General features: G+C 73.0%; 17 protein-coding genes. 7 read left to right on the plus strand and 10 right to left on the minus strand.

Annotation, left to right across the window (positions count from 1 at the left end):
- Positions 1-92: 92 nt before the first annotated feature.
- Complete coding sequence (locus L2C96_RS06090; protein WP_237335486.1) at positions 93-635, plus strand: TetR/AcrR family transcriptional regulator; 543 nt, start codon at positions 93-95, stop codon at positions 633-635.
- Positions 636-644: 9 nt separating this feature from the next.
- On the opposite strand, the gene L2C96_RS06095 is transcribed toward L2C96_RS06090, so the two are convergent.
- The 4 genes from L2C96_RS06095 to L2C96_RS06110 all read right to left on the minus strand — a co-directional run bounded on the left by L2C96_RS06095 (position 645) and on the right by L2C96_RS06110 (position 5,278).
- Positions 645-1,106 carry a DUF6130 family protein gene (locus L2C96_RS06095; protein ID WP_237335487.1) on the minus strand — a complete coding sequence of 154 codons (462 nt, stop codon included), beginning with the start codon at positions 1,104-1,106 and terminating at the stop codon, positions 645-647.
- Between the two features lie 209 nt (positions 1,107-1,315).
- Positions 1,316-3,442 (minus strand): non-ribosomal peptide synthetase, encoded by a 2,127-nt coding sequence (locus L2C96_RS06100; RefSeq protein WP_237335488.1) that lies wholly within the window; start codon positions 3,440-3,442, stop codon positions 1,316-1,318.
- 25 nt (positions 3,443-3,467) lie between these two features.
- Positions 3,468-4,211 (minus strand): hypothetical protein, encoded by a 744-nt coding sequence (locus L2C96_RS06105; RefSeq protein WP_237335489.1) that lies wholly within the window; start codon positions 4,209-4,211, stop codon positions 3,468-3,470.
- A gap of 416 nt (positions 4,212-4,627) precedes the next feature.
- Positions 4,628-5,278, minus strand: coding sequence for a TetR/AcrR family transcriptional regulator (locus tag L2C96_RS06110; RefSeq protein WP_237335490.1), 651 nt, complete (start codon positions 5,276-5,278; stop codon positions 4,628-4,630).
- A gap of 60 nt (positions 5,279-5,338) precedes the next feature.
- Here L2C96_RS06110 and L2C96_RS06115 point away from each other — a divergent pair, with 60 nt between their 5' ends.
- A complete protein-coding gene (locus L2C96_RS06115; protein WP_237335491.1) occupies positions 5,339-6,196 on the plus strand; it encodes an SDR family NAD(P)-dependent oxidoreductase in 858 nt (285 codons plus the stop codon).
- Here the strand turns inward: L2C96_RS06115 and L2C96_RS06120 are convergent.
- Positions 6,169-7,401 carry an MFS transporter gene (locus L2C96_RS06120; protein WP_237335492.1) on the minus strand — a complete coding sequence of 411 codons (1,233 nt, stop codon included), beginning with the start codon at positions 7,399-7,401 and terminating at the stop codon, positions 6,169-6,171. The genes L2C96_RS06115 and L2C96_RS06120 overlap by 28 nt on opposite strands.
- A gap of 261 nt (positions 7,402-7,662) precedes the next feature.
- On the opposite strand from L2C96_RS06120, the gene L2C96_RS06125 reads away from it, so the two are divergent.
- The gene (locus tag L2C96_RS06125; RefSeq protein WP_237335493.1) at positions 7,663-8,616 is read left to right on the plus strand and encodes an alpha/beta hydrolase fold domain-containing protein; all 954 of its coding nucleotides are present in this window, start codon (positions 7,663-7,665) and stop codon (positions 8,614-8,616) included.
- Here L2C96_RS06125 and L2C96_RS06130 read toward each other — a convergent pair whose 3' ends face one another.
- Complete coding sequence (locus tag L2C96_RS06130; protein WP_237335494.1) at positions 8,617-8,907, minus strand: hypothetical protein; 291 nt, start codon at positions 8,905-8,907, stop codon at positions 8,617-8,619.
- Between the two features lie 59 nt (positions 8,908-8,966).
- A complete protein-coding gene (locus L2C96_RS06135; RefSeq protein WP_237335495.1) occupies positions 8,967-9,821 on the minus strand; it encodes a helix-turn-helix transcriptional regulator in 855 nt (284 codons plus the stop codon).
- 101 nt (positions 9,822-9,922) lie between these two features.
- Between L2C96_RS06135 and L2C96_RS06140 the strand changes: the two genes are divergently transcribed.
- Positions 9,923-10,834 (plus strand): alpha/beta hydrolase, encoded by a 912-nt coding sequence (locus tag L2C96_RS06140; protein WP_237335496.1) that lies wholly within the window; start codon positions 9,923-9,925, stop codon positions 10,832-10,834.
- A gap of 6 nt (positions 10,835-10,840) precedes the next feature.
- Here L2C96_RS06140 and L2C96_RS06145 read toward each other — a convergent pair whose 3' ends face one another.
- On the minus strand, positions 10,841-11,302 hold the full coding sequence (locus L2C96_RS06145) for a MarR family winged helix-turn-helix transcriptional regulator (protein WP_237335497.1): 462 nt from the start codon (positions 11,300-11,302) through the stop codon (positions 10,841-10,843).
- Positions 11,303-11,361: 59 nt separating this feature from the next.
- Between L2C96_RS06145 and L2C96_RS06150 the strand changes: the two genes are divergently transcribed.
- The 3 genes from L2C96_RS06150 to L2C96_RS06160 all read left to right on the plus strand — a co-directional run bounded on the left by L2C96_RS06150 (position 11,362) and on the right by L2C96_RS06160 (position 12,822).
- Positions 11,362-11,937: a YceI family protein gene (locus tag L2C96_RS06150; protein WP_237335498.1), complete on the plus strand. Its 576-nt coding sequence runs from the start codon at positions 11,362-11,364 to the stop codon at positions 11,935-11,937.
- 87 nt (positions 11,938-12,024) lie between these two features.
- Positions 12,025-12,552, plus strand: coding sequence for a hypothetical protein (locus tag L2C96_RS06155; protein ID WP_237335499.1), 528 nt, complete (start codon positions 12,025-12,027; stop codon positions 12,550-12,552).
- On the plus strand, positions 12,553-12,822 hold the full coding sequence (locus L2C96_RS06160; protein ID WP_237335500.1) for a hypothetical protein: 270 nt from the start codon (positions 12,553-12,555) through the stop codon (positions 12,820-12,822).
- A 17-nt stretch (positions 12,823-12,839) separates the two neighbouring features.
- Here L2C96_RS06160 and L2C96_RS06165 read toward each other — a convergent pair whose 3' ends face one another.
- The gene (locus L2C96_RS06165; RefSeq protein WP_237335501.1) at positions 12,840-13,982 is read right to left on the minus strand and encodes an iron-containing alcohol dehydrogenase family protein; all 1,143 of its coding nucleotides are present in this window, start codon (positions 13,980-13,982) and stop codon (positions 12,840-12,842) included.
- Positions 13,979-14,890 carry an NAD(P)-dependent oxidoreductase gene (locus L2C96_RS06170; protein ID WP_237335502.1) on the minus strand — a complete coding sequence of 304 codons (912 nt, stop codon included), beginning with the start codon at positions 14,888-14,890 and terminating at the stop codon, positions 13,979-13,981. Before L2C96_RS06170 ends, L2C96_RS06165 begins: the two co-directional genes overlap by 4 nt.
- Positions 14,891-14,915 lie beyond the last annotated feature (25 nt).

Raw genomic sequence — 14,915 nt, forward strand, 5'->3', positions numbered from 1 at the left:
ACGACCGGTCGAAGGGCCGAAACCCACCTGGAACGCCTCAGCGCTGTAGCGGTACCCCGTCCCGAGTGCGACACCGAGAGTATGTTGGGGACGTGAGAGCCGACGCCGCGCGCAACCTCGAGCTCGTGCTGACCACGGGTGCCCGCATGCTCGCCGACGACCCCGGCACCAGCATCGCCGCGATCGCGGCGGAGGCCGGCGTCGACCGCCGCACCGTCTACCGGCGTTTCGCCGGCCGGGAAGAACTGCTGACGGCGGTGTACGAGGCCCGCCTCGACGCGATCGAGCAGGCGACCGAGGCCGCCCGGCTGCGGGAGGCGCCGGTGCCGGTGGCCCTGCACCGCTACGTCGAGCTGATCGTCGGCGTGAACCGCAAGTGGCCGACCGAAGTCAGCCGGATGCGCTCGGACCCGGAGATCTGGGCGCGGCGCCAGCGTTCGGTCGACGAGATCGAGCTGTTCCTCCAGCGGGCCACCGACGAAGGCTTCTTGCGGCCCGGCCTGCCCGCCGCCTGGGCGGGCCGCGTGCTCGGGCAGCTGTTGCACCTCGCCACCCGGGAACTGCCCGGCCTCAGCGACGCCCAGGCTGCCGACGTTCTCGTCGAGACGTTCCTGCGGGGTTTCGGGGCGAGCTGACGCCGGCGCTCACCGCGCGGGGATGACGAAGTCCAGGGTCTTGCTGTCCAGGATCATGTGCGTCGGGTCGGCCAGGCCGATCCACACGCGGTGCGGACCGGCCGGCAGGCCCTGGATGATCAGCGGCTCGCCGCTCGCGTCGGCCCAGTGCCACGGCGCGTCGTCGACCGTGACGTGGATGTGCCCGATCCGCGGCGAAACGTCGAGCGCGTTCGGCCCGTACACCGGCACGATCCGCAGGTTCTCCGCGCGGTAGCGGATGACCACCAGCCCCTTCGCGAGCTGGTCCGGCAACGGCTGGTCCACGACGAGCGCGGGCGGCGGCTGCGACGCGAGCGGCACGACCGGCGCGGGCGACCAGCTCGGATCCACGGCCGCCACCGGCGAGGGCGGCGGGGTGCCCGCCGAACAGGCGGTCAGGAGAACGGCGGCGACGGCGGCGACGGTGGTGACGAGAACTGCACGGATCATGCACCGAACGTAAGCAACCGGCCACCGCCGTCGCGCCCGTCGCGCGACGTCACCGCTGTACGTCACGCGCCGGACCGGCATGGCCTGCATCGGAAGCAACGGGCCGCCGCCGCGCGAGGTCACCGCTGTGCGTCACGCACCGGGGCAGCGGCATCTGCGCCGCGGGGTGCGCGCACCGGAAGCAGCCACCGGGGCCGCCGCCGCAGGGGTCACCCTTGTGCGTCACGCACCAGATCGGCCACCGTCGCCGGTGTCGGAGCTGCGACGATCGCCGCCAGGTGGTCCGCCAGCGCCACGCCGGGCAGCTCCCGGTCCACCGCCGCGATCATCGCCAGCAGGTCGACCGACGTGCCACCCAGCCGGTGGAAGTCGCTGTCCGCGGCGATCGTGCCCGCGGGCAGGCCGAGCGTCCGCGCCCAGATGTCCAGCACGGCCGCCAGAACCTCGTCGACGGGCTCGCCGACGGCCGCCGCGACGGGGGAGGGCCCGGGCAGCGCACGCAGGTCCACCTTGCCGTTCGCGGTGCGCGGGAACTCCTCCAGCACCACGAACGACACCGGCACCGCGTAGGGCGGCAGCACCTCCGCGGCGTGCGCCGCAAGGTCCTTTTCGGACACCTCGGCCGAAGCGCTCAGGTAGGCGTGCAGAACCTGACCGCGCGCGACCACCACCGCGCGCTCGACCGCCGGATGCGGTGCCAGCGCGTGCTCGATCTCCGCCGGCTCCACGCGGTGACCGAGGATCTTCAGCTGCGCGTCCGCCCGGCCCAGGCACTCCAGCTCACCATTGGGCAGCCGCCGCGCCAGGTCGCCGGTGCGGTAGACACGGGTGCCGTCCGCGAGCCGGGTGAAGGACCAGCCGGGACGCCCCCGGTAGCCGCGGGCCACCTGCGCGCCCGCCAGGTGGATCTCACCCGTCTCACCCGCGGCCACGTGGGCGCCCTGGTCGTCCAGCAGGTGCACCGACGTGGTGCCCGCGGGCCGTCCGATCGGGACGGTAGCGCCGGTGTCGGCCGCCGGGTCGTAGGTGTGCACGACACACCCGACGGTCGCCTCGGTGGGCCCGTACTCGTTGACGATCCGGCAGTCCGGTCCGAACAGCTCCCGCGCGATCGCAGCCAGCGACCCGGTCAGCGCCTCGCCACCGACGACCGCGAGCCGGATGCCCGACGGGCGGATCCCGAGGCGGTGGAACAGATCGAGGTGCGAGGGCGTGATCTTGAGCGCGGTGACCCCGCTCCCGGTCAGCACGCGCTCCAGGTTGACGTGGTTGGGCGCCTCCGGAACCAGCACGACCCGGCCACCCGCGAGCAGCGGCAGCAGCGTGGTCACGGCGAGGTCGAACGCGAGCGAGGTGAACAGCGGGAAACAGGTCGCGCTGTCCACTTCGTACTCCTGGAGCGCGAAACCCAGGTAGGCCGCCAGGTTGCGGTGCGTGACCTCGACGCCCTTCGGCTCGCCGGACGTCCCGGAGGTGTAGATCACGTAGGCGAGGTCCTCGCCCGTGACCGCGGCGGGCGTCGCCGGGGCCGGCCGCACGTCGTCGAGAACCACGGTGGCACAGCCGAGAGGCCGCTGGTCGTGGGGCCGCGGCGCCAGCAGCACCCGCACGCCCGCGTCGCCGAGGATCCCGCGCAGCCGCTCGTCCGGATCGCCGGGGTCGAGCGGCAGGTAGGCCGCCCCGGCCATGAGCACGCCCAGGAGCGCGGCGACGCCCGCGACCGACCGTTCCGCCACCACTCCCACCAGGTCGCCGCGTCCGATGCGCCGATCCGTGAGCTGCCGCGCGACGCCCCCGGCGAGCCCGAACAGCTCGGCATAGGTGACCTCACGCCCGGGCTCGCTCAGCGCCACGCGGTCCGGCGAGGCCGTGGCCACCTCGGCGAACCGGGGAACCAGGTACACCTCCGGTGAGGTGTCGCGACCACGCAGGACCGCCTCGGGTGGCACCAGCGCGTCGCCGATCGCGTCGAGGAAACGACGGGCCGGCGCGGTGTGGGCGTCGTCGCCGCACAGCACGACCTCCGTGCGCGCACCGGTTTCCACGACCGTGACCATCGGGATCATGCAGATGCCCCAGGTCGGCAGCGAGTAGATCGTGCGCGCGGTGAACCCGGCGCCGCCGAAGTCCGCGAGGTCGAGCCGCCCCAGGTGCGACATCTGGAACCCGGCGTACGCCTTGCCCTGGCCGAACCGGGCGTCGATGCCGCGGTACAGCGCCCGGGTCACCGGCGCGGGCAGCGCGCCGAGCATCCGGATCACCGGCAGCGGCGGGGTTTCCCGCAGCTCGTCGCGCGCGGCCAGGCTTCCAGCATCCGCTGTTGCACGTCGCGCCATGTGTCGTCCGCGCGGACCGGCAGGCTCAGCGCGTAGGCCAGGCTCGCCGTGGTCCAGGCCTCCGGCACGTGGCGGCGCAGGTCGACGGTGACCGAGACGTCGAGGTCGCCCCCGGTGCACCGGGGGCGAGCGCGTGCGCGATCTTCGCAGTCACGGCCGACGGGCGCCCGTCGACGGTGCGCCGCAGGAACGCGGGACGGCGTTGTTCGGGCGGTCCGGCCGCACGCAACGGTGGCTGGGAGTTCTGCGGGATCGTCTTGCGTGGCCCGGTTCCGGCGCGGCGCAGCAGCTCGACGGCGTCCAGTTCGTCCGCGGCCGTCTCCGGGGTTTCGCCGCGCAGGGCCCGGAAGACCGCGCGGGCGAACGTCAGCAGGCCCTGCGCGTCCATCACGGCGTGGTGGGCGCGGAAGACCAGGGCCGGCCGCGTGCCGGTCAGCACCACGACCTCGCAGGTGGGGCCGCCGCGGTCGCCGGCGAGCGGCCGGTACAGCGCGGGCAGCCCGGTCAGCGTCTCCCGGTCGAAGGTGTCCCCGTCGAGCTCGCGGACCTCGGGCGCGCGACCGGTGTCGGTCCAGCGGTGCCCGCGGCGCGTCAGCCGCGCCCCCGGGCACGCCTCCGCCGCGACGCCGACCGCCGCGGCGAGCGCCGTCCGGTCCGGCAGAGCCGTGCCCTCGACGACGATCTGGATGTAGATCGGCCACGCCGGATCGCTGGCCAGCCGCAACCAGTCATCGGCGACGACCCGGCGGCTGTAGCGCGCTGCACTCATGCGCCGATGCCACCACAGGGCGGTATACACGCCATGGACGGCGGACAGGACCACGGCTGCGGTGAGGAACTGGCCGCGGATGTGCCGCGGGTGAGCGTGTCCGTGCCGGAGTGGCTGGAGCCGATGACCGCCCGGCGCGGCGGCGGCGGGATCGCGGTCGAGGTGGCCGCCACCGGGACCGGCCTCAGCGCTGAGGAGGCTGGCACTAGCTTGGAACGGCTGCCACCGTGCCGAGGTCCGCACTGTCGAAATCGAGTGGGGAGTGTCCCTTCAGGTTGGTTACGTCGGGTGGAGCGGGCTGCCGGTTCCGCCGCCGAGGAAGTTGCGAGGGCGCGTGACAGCAGGCCGCCTCGGGGGATCATGTGTCGAGCCGCGCCGGTCCGCAAGGGGAGATGCGTGCCTTCGCCCCTCGGCGCCTACTCGCCGGACATGCCGGTCAGCAGGGCGGTGAGGATCGCGGTCAGGCGGGGTTCCACGTCGACCAGGGCGTGGGTCAGTTCGGGGTGCGTTTCGTACAGCGTGCGCAGCGCGGTGCCGGGCGCGGCCATCTGCCACAGCGCACCCGCCATGGCTGTCGCGGTCGCGACGGCGTCGGCGGCGGCCGGTTCGGGGAGGGCGAGCAGGCGCCGCAGTTCGCCGGCCACCGAGGCCACGTCGCGCAGGACGCTTCTCTTGAACGCGACGACCGTGTCGAGGGAGACGTTGCGTTCCAGGTTCATCGGGGCGTGGGCGAGCAGGTCGCAGAACAGCGGCCGCGCCACGAGCGACCGGGCGAGAGCGGATGCGAGCTCCGCCGGCGTCGCGGATTCGAGCGGCCGCAGCTCCGCGCACACGGCGGCCGTCCACTCCTGCCAGCTTTCGGCGGTGAGGGTCAGGAAGATCTGCTCCCGCGTCTCGAAGTAACGCAGCATCGCGGACTTGTGCATGCCCACCTCGGCGGCGATGTCGGTGAGCGTGACCGCGCGGACGGTGCGCTCGCTGCCCAGCGCACGGGCCGCGTCGAGGATGTCCCGCTCCCGCTGGTGCTTCGCCTCCGCGCTGCGGGCCCGTTGCGGAGTGTGACCCATGACTCGAAACTTTAGCACAACCGGGTTGCGCAATTAACGCAACAGGGTTTTACTAGGGGTATGACTCAAACGTGGTTCATCACCGGCTCGTCCCGCGGCTTCGGGCGAGCCCTCACCGAAGCGGCACTGGAGGCCGGCGATCAGGTCGTCGCGACGGCGCGCAAGCCGGAACAGCTCGACGCCCTCGTGCGGAGGTACGGCGACGCGGTGTTGCCGGTCGCCCTCGACGTCACCGACCGCGCCGCCGCGGTCGCCGCTGTGGAGGCCGCGGTCGCGCGGTTCGGGCGGCTCGACGTGGTGGTCAACAACGCCGGGTACGCGAACGTCGCGCCCGTGGAGACCGCGGACGAAGAGGACTTCCGTCGGCAGTTCGAGACGAACTTCTGGGGCGTCTACAACGTGTCGACTGCCGCGCTGCCCGTGCTCAAGGCGCAAGGGGCGGGCACGATGGTGCAGTTCTCCTCGATCGGCGGCCGGGTCGGCGGTACGCCGGGCCTGGGTTCCTACCAGGCGGCGAAGTTCGCGGTCGACGGCTTCACCCGCGTTCTGGAGGCCGAGACGGCGCCGCTGGGAATCCGTTACCTGGTGGTCGAACCGGCCGGTTTCGCCACCGACTGGGCGGGTTCGTCGATGGAGATCGCCGACATCCCGGCGGAGTACAGCGCGACGGTCGGCGAACTGGTGCGCAACTTCGAACAGATGGGTTCCGCCGCGGGCGATCCGCAACGCGCCGCGGAGATCCTGGTCCGCGTCGTCAAGCGCGAAAACCTCCCGTCCCACCTGCTCCTCGGCGCGCTCGCGGTCGAGATGGCGCAGAACTACTCGCGCGCCCAGCTGGAGGAGGCCGCGACCTGGCAGGAAGTCAGCGCCTCCGCCGACTTCGGCCGCGCCTACCCCGTCGAGCTGCCGGTCGACTGACGTGCGGGGAGGTCCCGCAGACGGCGCAGCGGCGCGAGGACCGGGAGCGCGGCGATCAGCAGCCCGGCGGCGGCCCACAGCGCTTCGCGGACGCCGATCGCCTCGCCCAGTGCTCCGCCGAGGAGGGCGGCCAGCGGGATGGTGCCGTAGTTGACCACCATCGCGCTGGAGGCGACCCGCCCGAGCAGCTCCGGTGGGCAGTATGACTGCCGGAACGCCGTGGCCAGCACCTGCGACGCCGCGAGACCGGCGGCCAGCCCGGACTGCCCGAGCACGAACAGCACCAGCCCCCACCCCGGCAGGCTGAACGTGCCGACCAGCATCATCGCCGCCGCGAACCCTTGGCCGAGCAGGAAAGTGCGCGCCGTGCCGAAGCGGGTGCTCAGCCGTCCGGCCGCGGCGGCGCCGGCCAGGCCACCCGCCGCCGCGAGCGCGAGGACCAGGCCCACCAGGCCCGGCGCGGTGCCCAGCGTGCGGGAGAGGAACACGATCTCCAGCGAGGCGTAGACGGTGAGCGCGACGTTCGAGGCGGCCCCGAAGAGCATCAGGGTGCGCAGGTAGCGGTCGCGCGCGACGAAGCGCAGCCCTTCGCCGATCTGAGCCCGCAGGGACGGTCGCGCGGCGGGCGCGGCGGTTTCCCGCACCCGGATCGCCCGCAGGCACAGCGCGGAGACTGCGAACGTGGCGGCGTCGACGAGGATTCCGCTCACCGGCCCGGAGATCTGGGCGAGCAGGCCGGCCAGCCCCGGGCCGCTGGTGTCGGCCGCGGCGGATCCGGCCTGCAGCTTCGCGTTGGCGCCGATCAGGTCTTCCCGGCTCGCCACGGCAGGCAGGAACGCGCGGTAGGCGACAGAGAAGAACACCTTGGTGAACCCGCCGACCAGCGCGGCCGCGATCAGGTACGGCACGGTCAGCGCACCGAGCGCGGCCAGGAGCGGAACGGTGCCGAACACGACGAAGGCGACCACGTCGCAGGCCAGCATCACCGGCCGCTTGGGCAGCCGGTCGATCCACGCGCCCGCGGGCAGGCCGATCAGCATCCAGGGCAGCCACGCGGCCGCCGTCAGCAGACCGGTCTCGAAGGTCGTCGCACCGAGGGTGACCACCGCGGCCAGCGGCAAGGCGGTCGTGGTGATCGCGCTGCCGACCATGCTGGTGGTCTGGCCGGTCCACAACAGACGGAACTCGCGATTGGCCAGGGGCATCGGCTGGCGGCACTCCTCGTTTCGGGAAGAACGCGCCCCGGGCCGCACGGGCCCGGGGCGCCGGCCGATCATCGGGATCAGTAGTCGGGGGGCCAGCTGCCGATCATCGTCCCTCCCTTCGCCGTCGGTGACGAGGAACCCTGTCAGGCTAAGGATTTCCGGGCCCGGCGCGGCGGCGACGGGCATCAAGAGGAGCGACGCCGTGCCTGATCAGGCACCGCCGGCCGCGGATGTCGATCACCTTGTGGTGGAATGCGCCGGATGACGAAGAAACTCCCGTTGGACCCCGAACTCGCCGCGCTGCTGCCCGCTCTGGCGGGCCGGGTGCCGGTCGGCATGACGGCGGATCGTCTGGACCACTTCCGCGCCCTGCCGTTCCCGGCGATCGAGGAGCAGATCGGCGGCCGCCCGGTCACCTGGACCGACCACACGATCCCCGGGTACCGCGGCGCGGAGATCACGGTCTCGGTCATCGCGCGCGAGGACCACCGCGAGCGGGGGCCGGGGATCTTCCACATCCACGGCGGCGGGATGGTCATGGGGGACCGGTTCGCGTCCGTGCACCCGTTGATCGACTGGGCGATGAAGTACGACGCGGTGTCCGTCACCGTCGAGTACCGGCGCGCGCCGGAGCACCCGCACCCGGTGCCGGTCGAGGACTGCTACGCCGCTCTGCGCTGGATGGCCGGGCACGCGGACGAGCTCGGGTTCGACCCGGCGCGGCTGGTCATTTTCGGCGGCAGCGGCGGGGGTGGGCTGGCCGCGGGGACGACCCTGCTGGCGCGCGACCGGGGCGGCCCGGCGTTGTCCGGTCAGCTGCTGCAGTGCCCCATGATCGACGACCGCGGCGAGACCGTGTCCGCGCGCGAGTACGACGGCGTCGGGGTGTGGGACCGGACCAGCAACCTGACCGCGTGGACGATGGTCCTGGGCGAGCGGCGTGGCACCGCCGACGTGTCGCCCTACGCGGCCCCGGCGCGCGCCACGGACCTCAGCGGGCTGCCGCCGACGTTCGTCGACGCCGGTGCGGTCGAGGTCTTCCGCGACGAGGCGGTGGCGTTCGCGAGCGCCATCTGGGCCGCCGGGGGCGAAGCCGAGCTGCACGTGTGGGGCGGGGCCTTCCACGGCTTCTACGACATCGCCCCCGGCTCGGCGGTGGCCAGGGCGTGCGTGGCCGCGCGGGAGTCGTGGCTGGAGCGGTTGCTCAGCCGCTGATCACAACGCGGCGTCGACGGCGCGCTTGACTTCGTCCAGGTTGTCGGTGGCCGGGATGAGGACGAGGTCGGTGGCGCCCAGGTCGCCGAACGCTGTGACGGCGTCGGTGATCGCGCCGGGCGAAGTGGCCACAGTGGACGATGTGAGCTGCGCGTAGTCCGCGCCCGCGGCGCCCCAGTGGGCCATCCGCTTCATCGGGACCGGGCTGAACCCGCCGACGCCGACGGTGAGCCGCCCGCCGGACACGTCGACGTCGCGGACCTGGTTGGGCAGGGCGATACCGATCCGCATGGCCCGAGCCTGGATCGCGGACCGGCGGCGGGCCGGGAAGGGCACCGAGCACGGCGGTGCTACGAGCCCGCCGTCTCGGCCACGGCCGGGCTCATGGCGAGCAGGAAGTCCAGCGCCTCCTGCGACGGCGAGCCGGGCTCGGCGGTGTAGGCGACGAGTTGCTGGTCCGGCTGGGTGTCGACGGAGAACTGCTGCACGTCGAGCGTGATCGGGCCGGCGACCGGGTGCAGGTAGGTCTTCACCAGCTGCCGCGGCCCGCGCACCTGGTGGCTGGCCCACCAGGTGCGGAAGTCCGGGTCGCGGACGCTGAGCTCGCCGATCAGCGCGGCCAGTGCCTTGTCACCGGGGTTGCGGCCGGCTTCCATGCGCAGGACGGCGACGCATTCGCGGGCCGCGCGCGGCCAGTCCGCGTACAGGGCGCGGTAGGCGTCGTCGAGGAAGGTGAGCCGGATCAGGTTTCGCTCGGCGGCGGGCAGCGCGCCGAAGTCGGTCAGGAGCGCGGCCGCGCCGCGGTTCCAGGCCAGCACGTCCATGCGCCGGTTGAGGATCATGGCCGGGACGTCGCGCATGCCGTCGAGCAGCTGCCGCAGCTGCCGGTCGACCTTGGGCCTGCCCGGTTGCCGGGCGGGCGTGGCCGGCGCGACCTCGGCGACGGTGAACAGGTAGTCCCGCTCGTCCGGGGCGAGCTGCAGCGCGTCGGCGATGGCGTCGAGGACCGGGCGGGACACCCGCCGCGTGCGGCCCTGTTCGAGCCGGACGATGTAGTCGACGCTGATGTGCGCGAGCTGCGCCAGCTCCTCACGGCGCAGGCCCGGCACGCGGCGCAGCCTGCCGTCGTCGGGGAAGCCCGCGCGGGCCGGGTCGAGTGCGGCGCGGCGGGCGCGCAGGAACTCGCCCAGCTCGTTGGTCTCCATGACTCCAGTGTCCACATCGCGGGGACGACGTGCCTGGTACTGGGTTGCATAGGCAGTTCCTTCCCTGGTACGGGCCTTCGGCGCGGGCGAATCTGGGATGCATGAGAACGAACGTCACCTTCCCCAGCAACGGACTCCAGCTCGCCGCCGACCTGTACACCCCGGACACCGGAACCGGCCCGTGGCCCGCGCTCGTGGTCGGCCACCCCGGCACCAGCGTCAAGGAGCAGACCTCCGGCCTGTACGCGCGGCGAATGGCCGAGCAGGGCTTCGTCGCCCTCGCCTACGACGCCGCCTACCAGGGCGCGAGCGAGGGCGAGCCGCGTGGCCTGGAGGACCCGGCGCAGCGCGTCGAGGACTTCAAGGCCGCGGTCTCCTACCTCACCACCCGGCCCGAGGTCGACCCCGAGCGGATCGGAACGCTGGGCATCTGCGCCTCGGGTGGCTACTCGATGGCCGCGGCCGCGGGGGACCACCGCGTCAAGGCCGTCGGCACCGTCAGCCCCGTCGACGTCGCCCGCCAGTTCCGCCTCGGCGCCGACGGCACCCAGGACCCGGCCGTGTTCCAGGGCATGCTCGACGCGGCGGCCGCCGCCCGCACCGCCGAGGCGCGCGGCGAGGGCGTGCAGACCTTCCAGCTCTTCCCGGACACCGTCGAGCAGGCCCGCGAGCTGGGCGGCAAGCACGGGGTGGAGGGGTTCGAGTACTACTGCACGGACCGCGCGCAGCACCCGCGCTCGGCGAAGCTGCTGCCGTGGATCAGCGTGGACCGGCTGGCCCTGTTCGACGCGTTCCGCTTCGTGAGCCTCATCGCGCCGCGCCCGCTGCTGCTGATCGCCGGCCGCGAGGCGGTGACGTCGTGGATGGCGGTGGAGGCCTTCCAGGAGGCGCGCGGGCCGAAGGAACTGCACTGGATCGAGGGCGCCACGCACGTCGACCTGTACGACCGGGAGCCGCACGTCACCGCGGCGGTCGAGAAGCTGACCAGCTTCTACCGGACGCACCTGGCCTGACGGCGGTCACCGCGACGCCCGCACCCCGGCGTGGGCGTCGCGGACCTTCGTCAGCGCGGCCGCCATGACCCGCTTCTCCTCGGCCGTCAGGTGCCGGGAGAAGTGCTCCTCGATGCCGCGCAGGTACTGCGGCGCGGTGGTGCGGAAGGCGCGTTCGCCGGACCGGGTCATGGCGGCCCACACCACCCGCCGGTCCTCTTCGTCGCGGATCTTCTCGACCAGCCCGGCGCCCACCATCTCGTCCACCAGGCGGCTGACGCGGGTCCGGCTGAGCACGACCCGTTCGGCCAGGTCGTTCATGCGCAGCCGCCGCCCCGGGCCCGCGTTCAGTTCCAGCAGGACGTCGTACCAGGTGAGGGGAATGGTGCCGGACCTGGTCAGGTCGGAGTCGATGGCCCGCAGCGCGGCGTTGTACGCCAGCAGCATCGCTCGCCAGGCAACCAGGCCCTTGTCGTCGGACGCGCTCATGGGGTAAGGATAGTAAATGTGTGCGTGCGCACGCATCTACTACCAAGGAGGAACTCGCGATGACCGGATCAACGACGCCCACCCGCAGGCTGGGCGAGGTGGAGCTGCCTGCCGCCGGCACGTGGCGGATCGACCCGGGGCACGCCGAGGTCGCCTTCGTCGGACGGCACTTCATGCTGACGAAGGTGCGCGGACGGTTCACCGGCGTGGACGGCGTGGTGGAGATCGCCGAGAACCCGGCGGACAGCAAGGTTTCGGTGACCATCGACATGGCCTCGGTGCACAGCGGGGACCAGGCCCGCGACGACCACCTCAGATCGGCCGACTTCTTCGACGTGGCCGCGCACCCCACGGCCACCTTCACCTCCGCCGAGGTGCGGTGGGCGGGTACCGGTGGCTCGATGACCGGCGAGCTGACGATCAAGGGCGTGACCAGGCCGGTCACCCTGACCGTGGACTACCTCGGCTACGCCCAGGACCCGTGGGACAACCACCGCGCGGTGTTCTCCGCCCGGGGCCGCATCGACCGGGAAGACTGGGGGCTGACCTGGAACATGCCGCTGGCCAAGGGCGGACTGCTGGTGTCCAAGGAGATCGACCTGGAGCTGGAGATCGAACTGATCCACGCCGGCTGACCACGGACCGCCGGGGCGGGCGCGGCGCCCCGGCAGCTTCCGGCCACCCGGGCCGAAGGGCGGTCCGGAGTCCTTAGCGTGGACGGCATGGCAGATCTCGGCCCACTCGTGCAGTCCTACCCCAGCGACAACGCCCGCCGGCTGCGGCAGGCGGTGCTGTGCCTGGTCGCGACCGCCGGCCTCGTCCCGCTCGGCCTGCTCATGGTGAAGCTCGACGAATACCTCTACGGCAACACGCCGGCCGAGACATCGATGACGGCGCCGGTCTGGATCGGCAGCGCGTGTTTCGGGCTCAGCGTGCTGTTCCTGCCCTACGGGCTGCGACGGCTCGTCCAGGGGCTGCGGCACCGCGGCGAACGGATCAACCTGCACGCCGGCGGTTTCGTCCACCACCGCAACGCCGGGGACCGGACGGAGTTCCCGTGGAGCGACGTCGCGGTGGTCGACGCGCGGGGGAACTGGCAGCCCGGCAAGCTCGGCCACCGCATCGGCATCGACTGGCGCTGCGTCGTCAAGCGCAACGACGGGCGGAAGGTGGTCGTGAACGCCTTCTTCCCCGGAGCGCGAGAACTCGCCGACCGGATCGCCCGCGCCGTGGCGCCACGCCTGCGCTGAGTGATGCACCGGCGGGACAAGGCGGTGCTCGCGGCCGCGGCGGTCGTGGGGCTGGGAGCCGTCGCGGCGGGAGTGGCCGTCATCTGGCTGACCCTCGCCGGGGTCGATCTCCTGGCCGCGCTGCACGGCGAAGACGCGCAGGGCGTGCGACGCGGGAACACCGTCGTCGAGTCGGTGTTCCTGATCGCTCTCGGCGCGGGTGCCATCCTGTCGGTCGTGGTGCCCCTGGGGAAGATCGTGACCCGTCGGCGGTCCGGGCCGGACGGTTGACCGCCCGGCCCGGATCCTCAGTACACCTCGGCGAGCAGCTCGCGCACTTCGGTTTCGGACGGGGTGCGCGGGTTGTTCCGGGTGACCGGGTCCGCCACCGCGGCGCGGGCCAGCTCCGGCAGCAGGTTCCGCTCGACGCCGAGCTGCCGCAAGGGCTTCTTCACGTCGAGCGGGCCGGAGAGCTCACGCACCGCGGCGATGGTCGCGGCCGTCCCGTCGCCCTCGAACGCGCCCAGCGCCCGCGCCGCCTGTTCGTGCGCCGCGGCCGCGGCCGGGGCGTTGAACGCGATCACCTCTTCCAGCACGGCGGCCAGCGCGACCCCATGCGGGGTGCCGGTGCGGGCGGTGATCGCGTGTCCGATCCCGTGCACCAGGCCCAGCCCGGACAACGTCAGCGCCTGCCCGGCCAGGTGGGCGCCGAACATCAGCTGGGCCCTGGCCTCCAGATCGGAGCCGTCCCGGTGGGCCACCGGCAGCCACTGCCCGATCAACGTCACCGCGTGCCGGGCGAACGCGGCCGACATCGGGTTCGCCCCGCGGGAGGCCAGCGACTCGATGCCGTGGACGAGCGCGTCGACCCCGGTCGCGGCGGTGACCAGGGACGGCAGCCCGAGGGTCAGCTCCGGGTCCAGGACCGCGATCCGCGGCCGCACCGACGGGTGTCCGATGTAGACCTTGCGTTTGGCGCAGGTGTCCTCGATGACGCCGAACCCGTTGGTCTCCGCACCGGTGCCCGAGGTGGTGGGCACCGCGATCACCGGCAGCCCGTCCGCGGCGTCCCACAGCCGGTCGGCGTCGGCCGCGGCGGCGTCCGGGTTGCCGGCCAGCAGCGCGATGCCCTTGGCCGCGTCCAGCGGCGAACCGCCGCCCAGCGCGATCAGCACCGCCCGGCCGAACGCCCGGGCACGGGCGGCCCCGCGATCGATCTCCGCCGTCGACGGGTTGGCGCTGATGTCGTCGTGGATCTCGTGCTCGATCCCGGCGGCGTGCAGGATCTTGCCGACCCGCGGCGCGATGCCCGCGGCCTGCAGCCCGCGGTCGGTGACCACCAGGGCGCGCTGGTGCCCCAGCTCGGTCACGAACCGCGGCAGGTCGTCCACCGCGCCGGCGCCGAACTCGACGCGGCAGGCGGGTTCGATCGTCAGGCGCCCCGCGGTCACAGCGCACCCGCCGGAGTCAGGCGGAACGGACGGCCGGCCAGCCCCTCGTACAGCCGCACCGGGCTCATCTCGCCTGCCAGGTCGCCGAACTGCGCCTTGGCCCGCCGGTAGATCTGCTCGACGAGCGCGGACACCTCGGTGGACACGCCCAGCTCGCGGCCGAGGTCGACGGCCAGGCCGAGGTCCTTGCAGGCCAGCGCCATCGCGAACGAGTCGTCGTAGTCGCCGTCGGCCAGCACCGACTCGATGTCGCGTTCCAGGAAGTTCGACGCGGCCGGGCTCGCCAGCAGCGACGCACGCAGCACGCCGAGGTCCACACCGGCCTTCACGCCCATCGCCAGCACCTCCGAGGTGGCCACGACGTGGCAGAACCACAGCAGGTTGATCATGAGCTTGGCGGTGTAGCCGGATCCGGCGGCGCCGATGTGCAGGATCCGGGCGGGGTCGCCCATCGCGGTGAACAGCGGCATGGCACGCTGGAACTGGGTGGCGTCCCCGCCGGCGAAGATCTGCAGGGTTCCCGCTTCCGCGCCGCGCGCCATCCCGCTGACCGGCGCGTCCAGCCGGTGCACGCCGCGGGAGTCGAGCACCTCCTGGGCGACGCGCTCGGCGGCCGCCGGGGTGGAGGTGGACATGTCGACCCACAGCGCGCCCGGGTCGAGCGCGGCGGCCGCGCCGCCCCGCAACAGGACGTCCTCGACGATGCGCGGGGTGGGCAGCATGGTGATCAGGACCTCGACGCCCGCCGCGCACTCGGCGGGGCTGCCGGCCCAGGTCGCGCCCAGTGCCAGGTGCTCGGCCGCCGCTTCGGGGCGGGCGTCGTGCACGGTGACCTGGTGACCGGCGTTGATCAGGTGGCGGGCCATGTGCCTGCCCATGTTGCCCAGTCCGATGAAACCGACTCGCATGGTTGTTCTCGCAATCCGGAAGCTG

It is taken from the genome of Amycolatopsis tucumanensis (genome assembly GCF_021654135.1).
Classification (GTDB): Bacteria; Actinomycetota; Actinomycetes; order Mycobacteriales; family Pseudonocardiaceae; genus Amycolatopsis_E; species Amycolatopsis_E tucumanensis.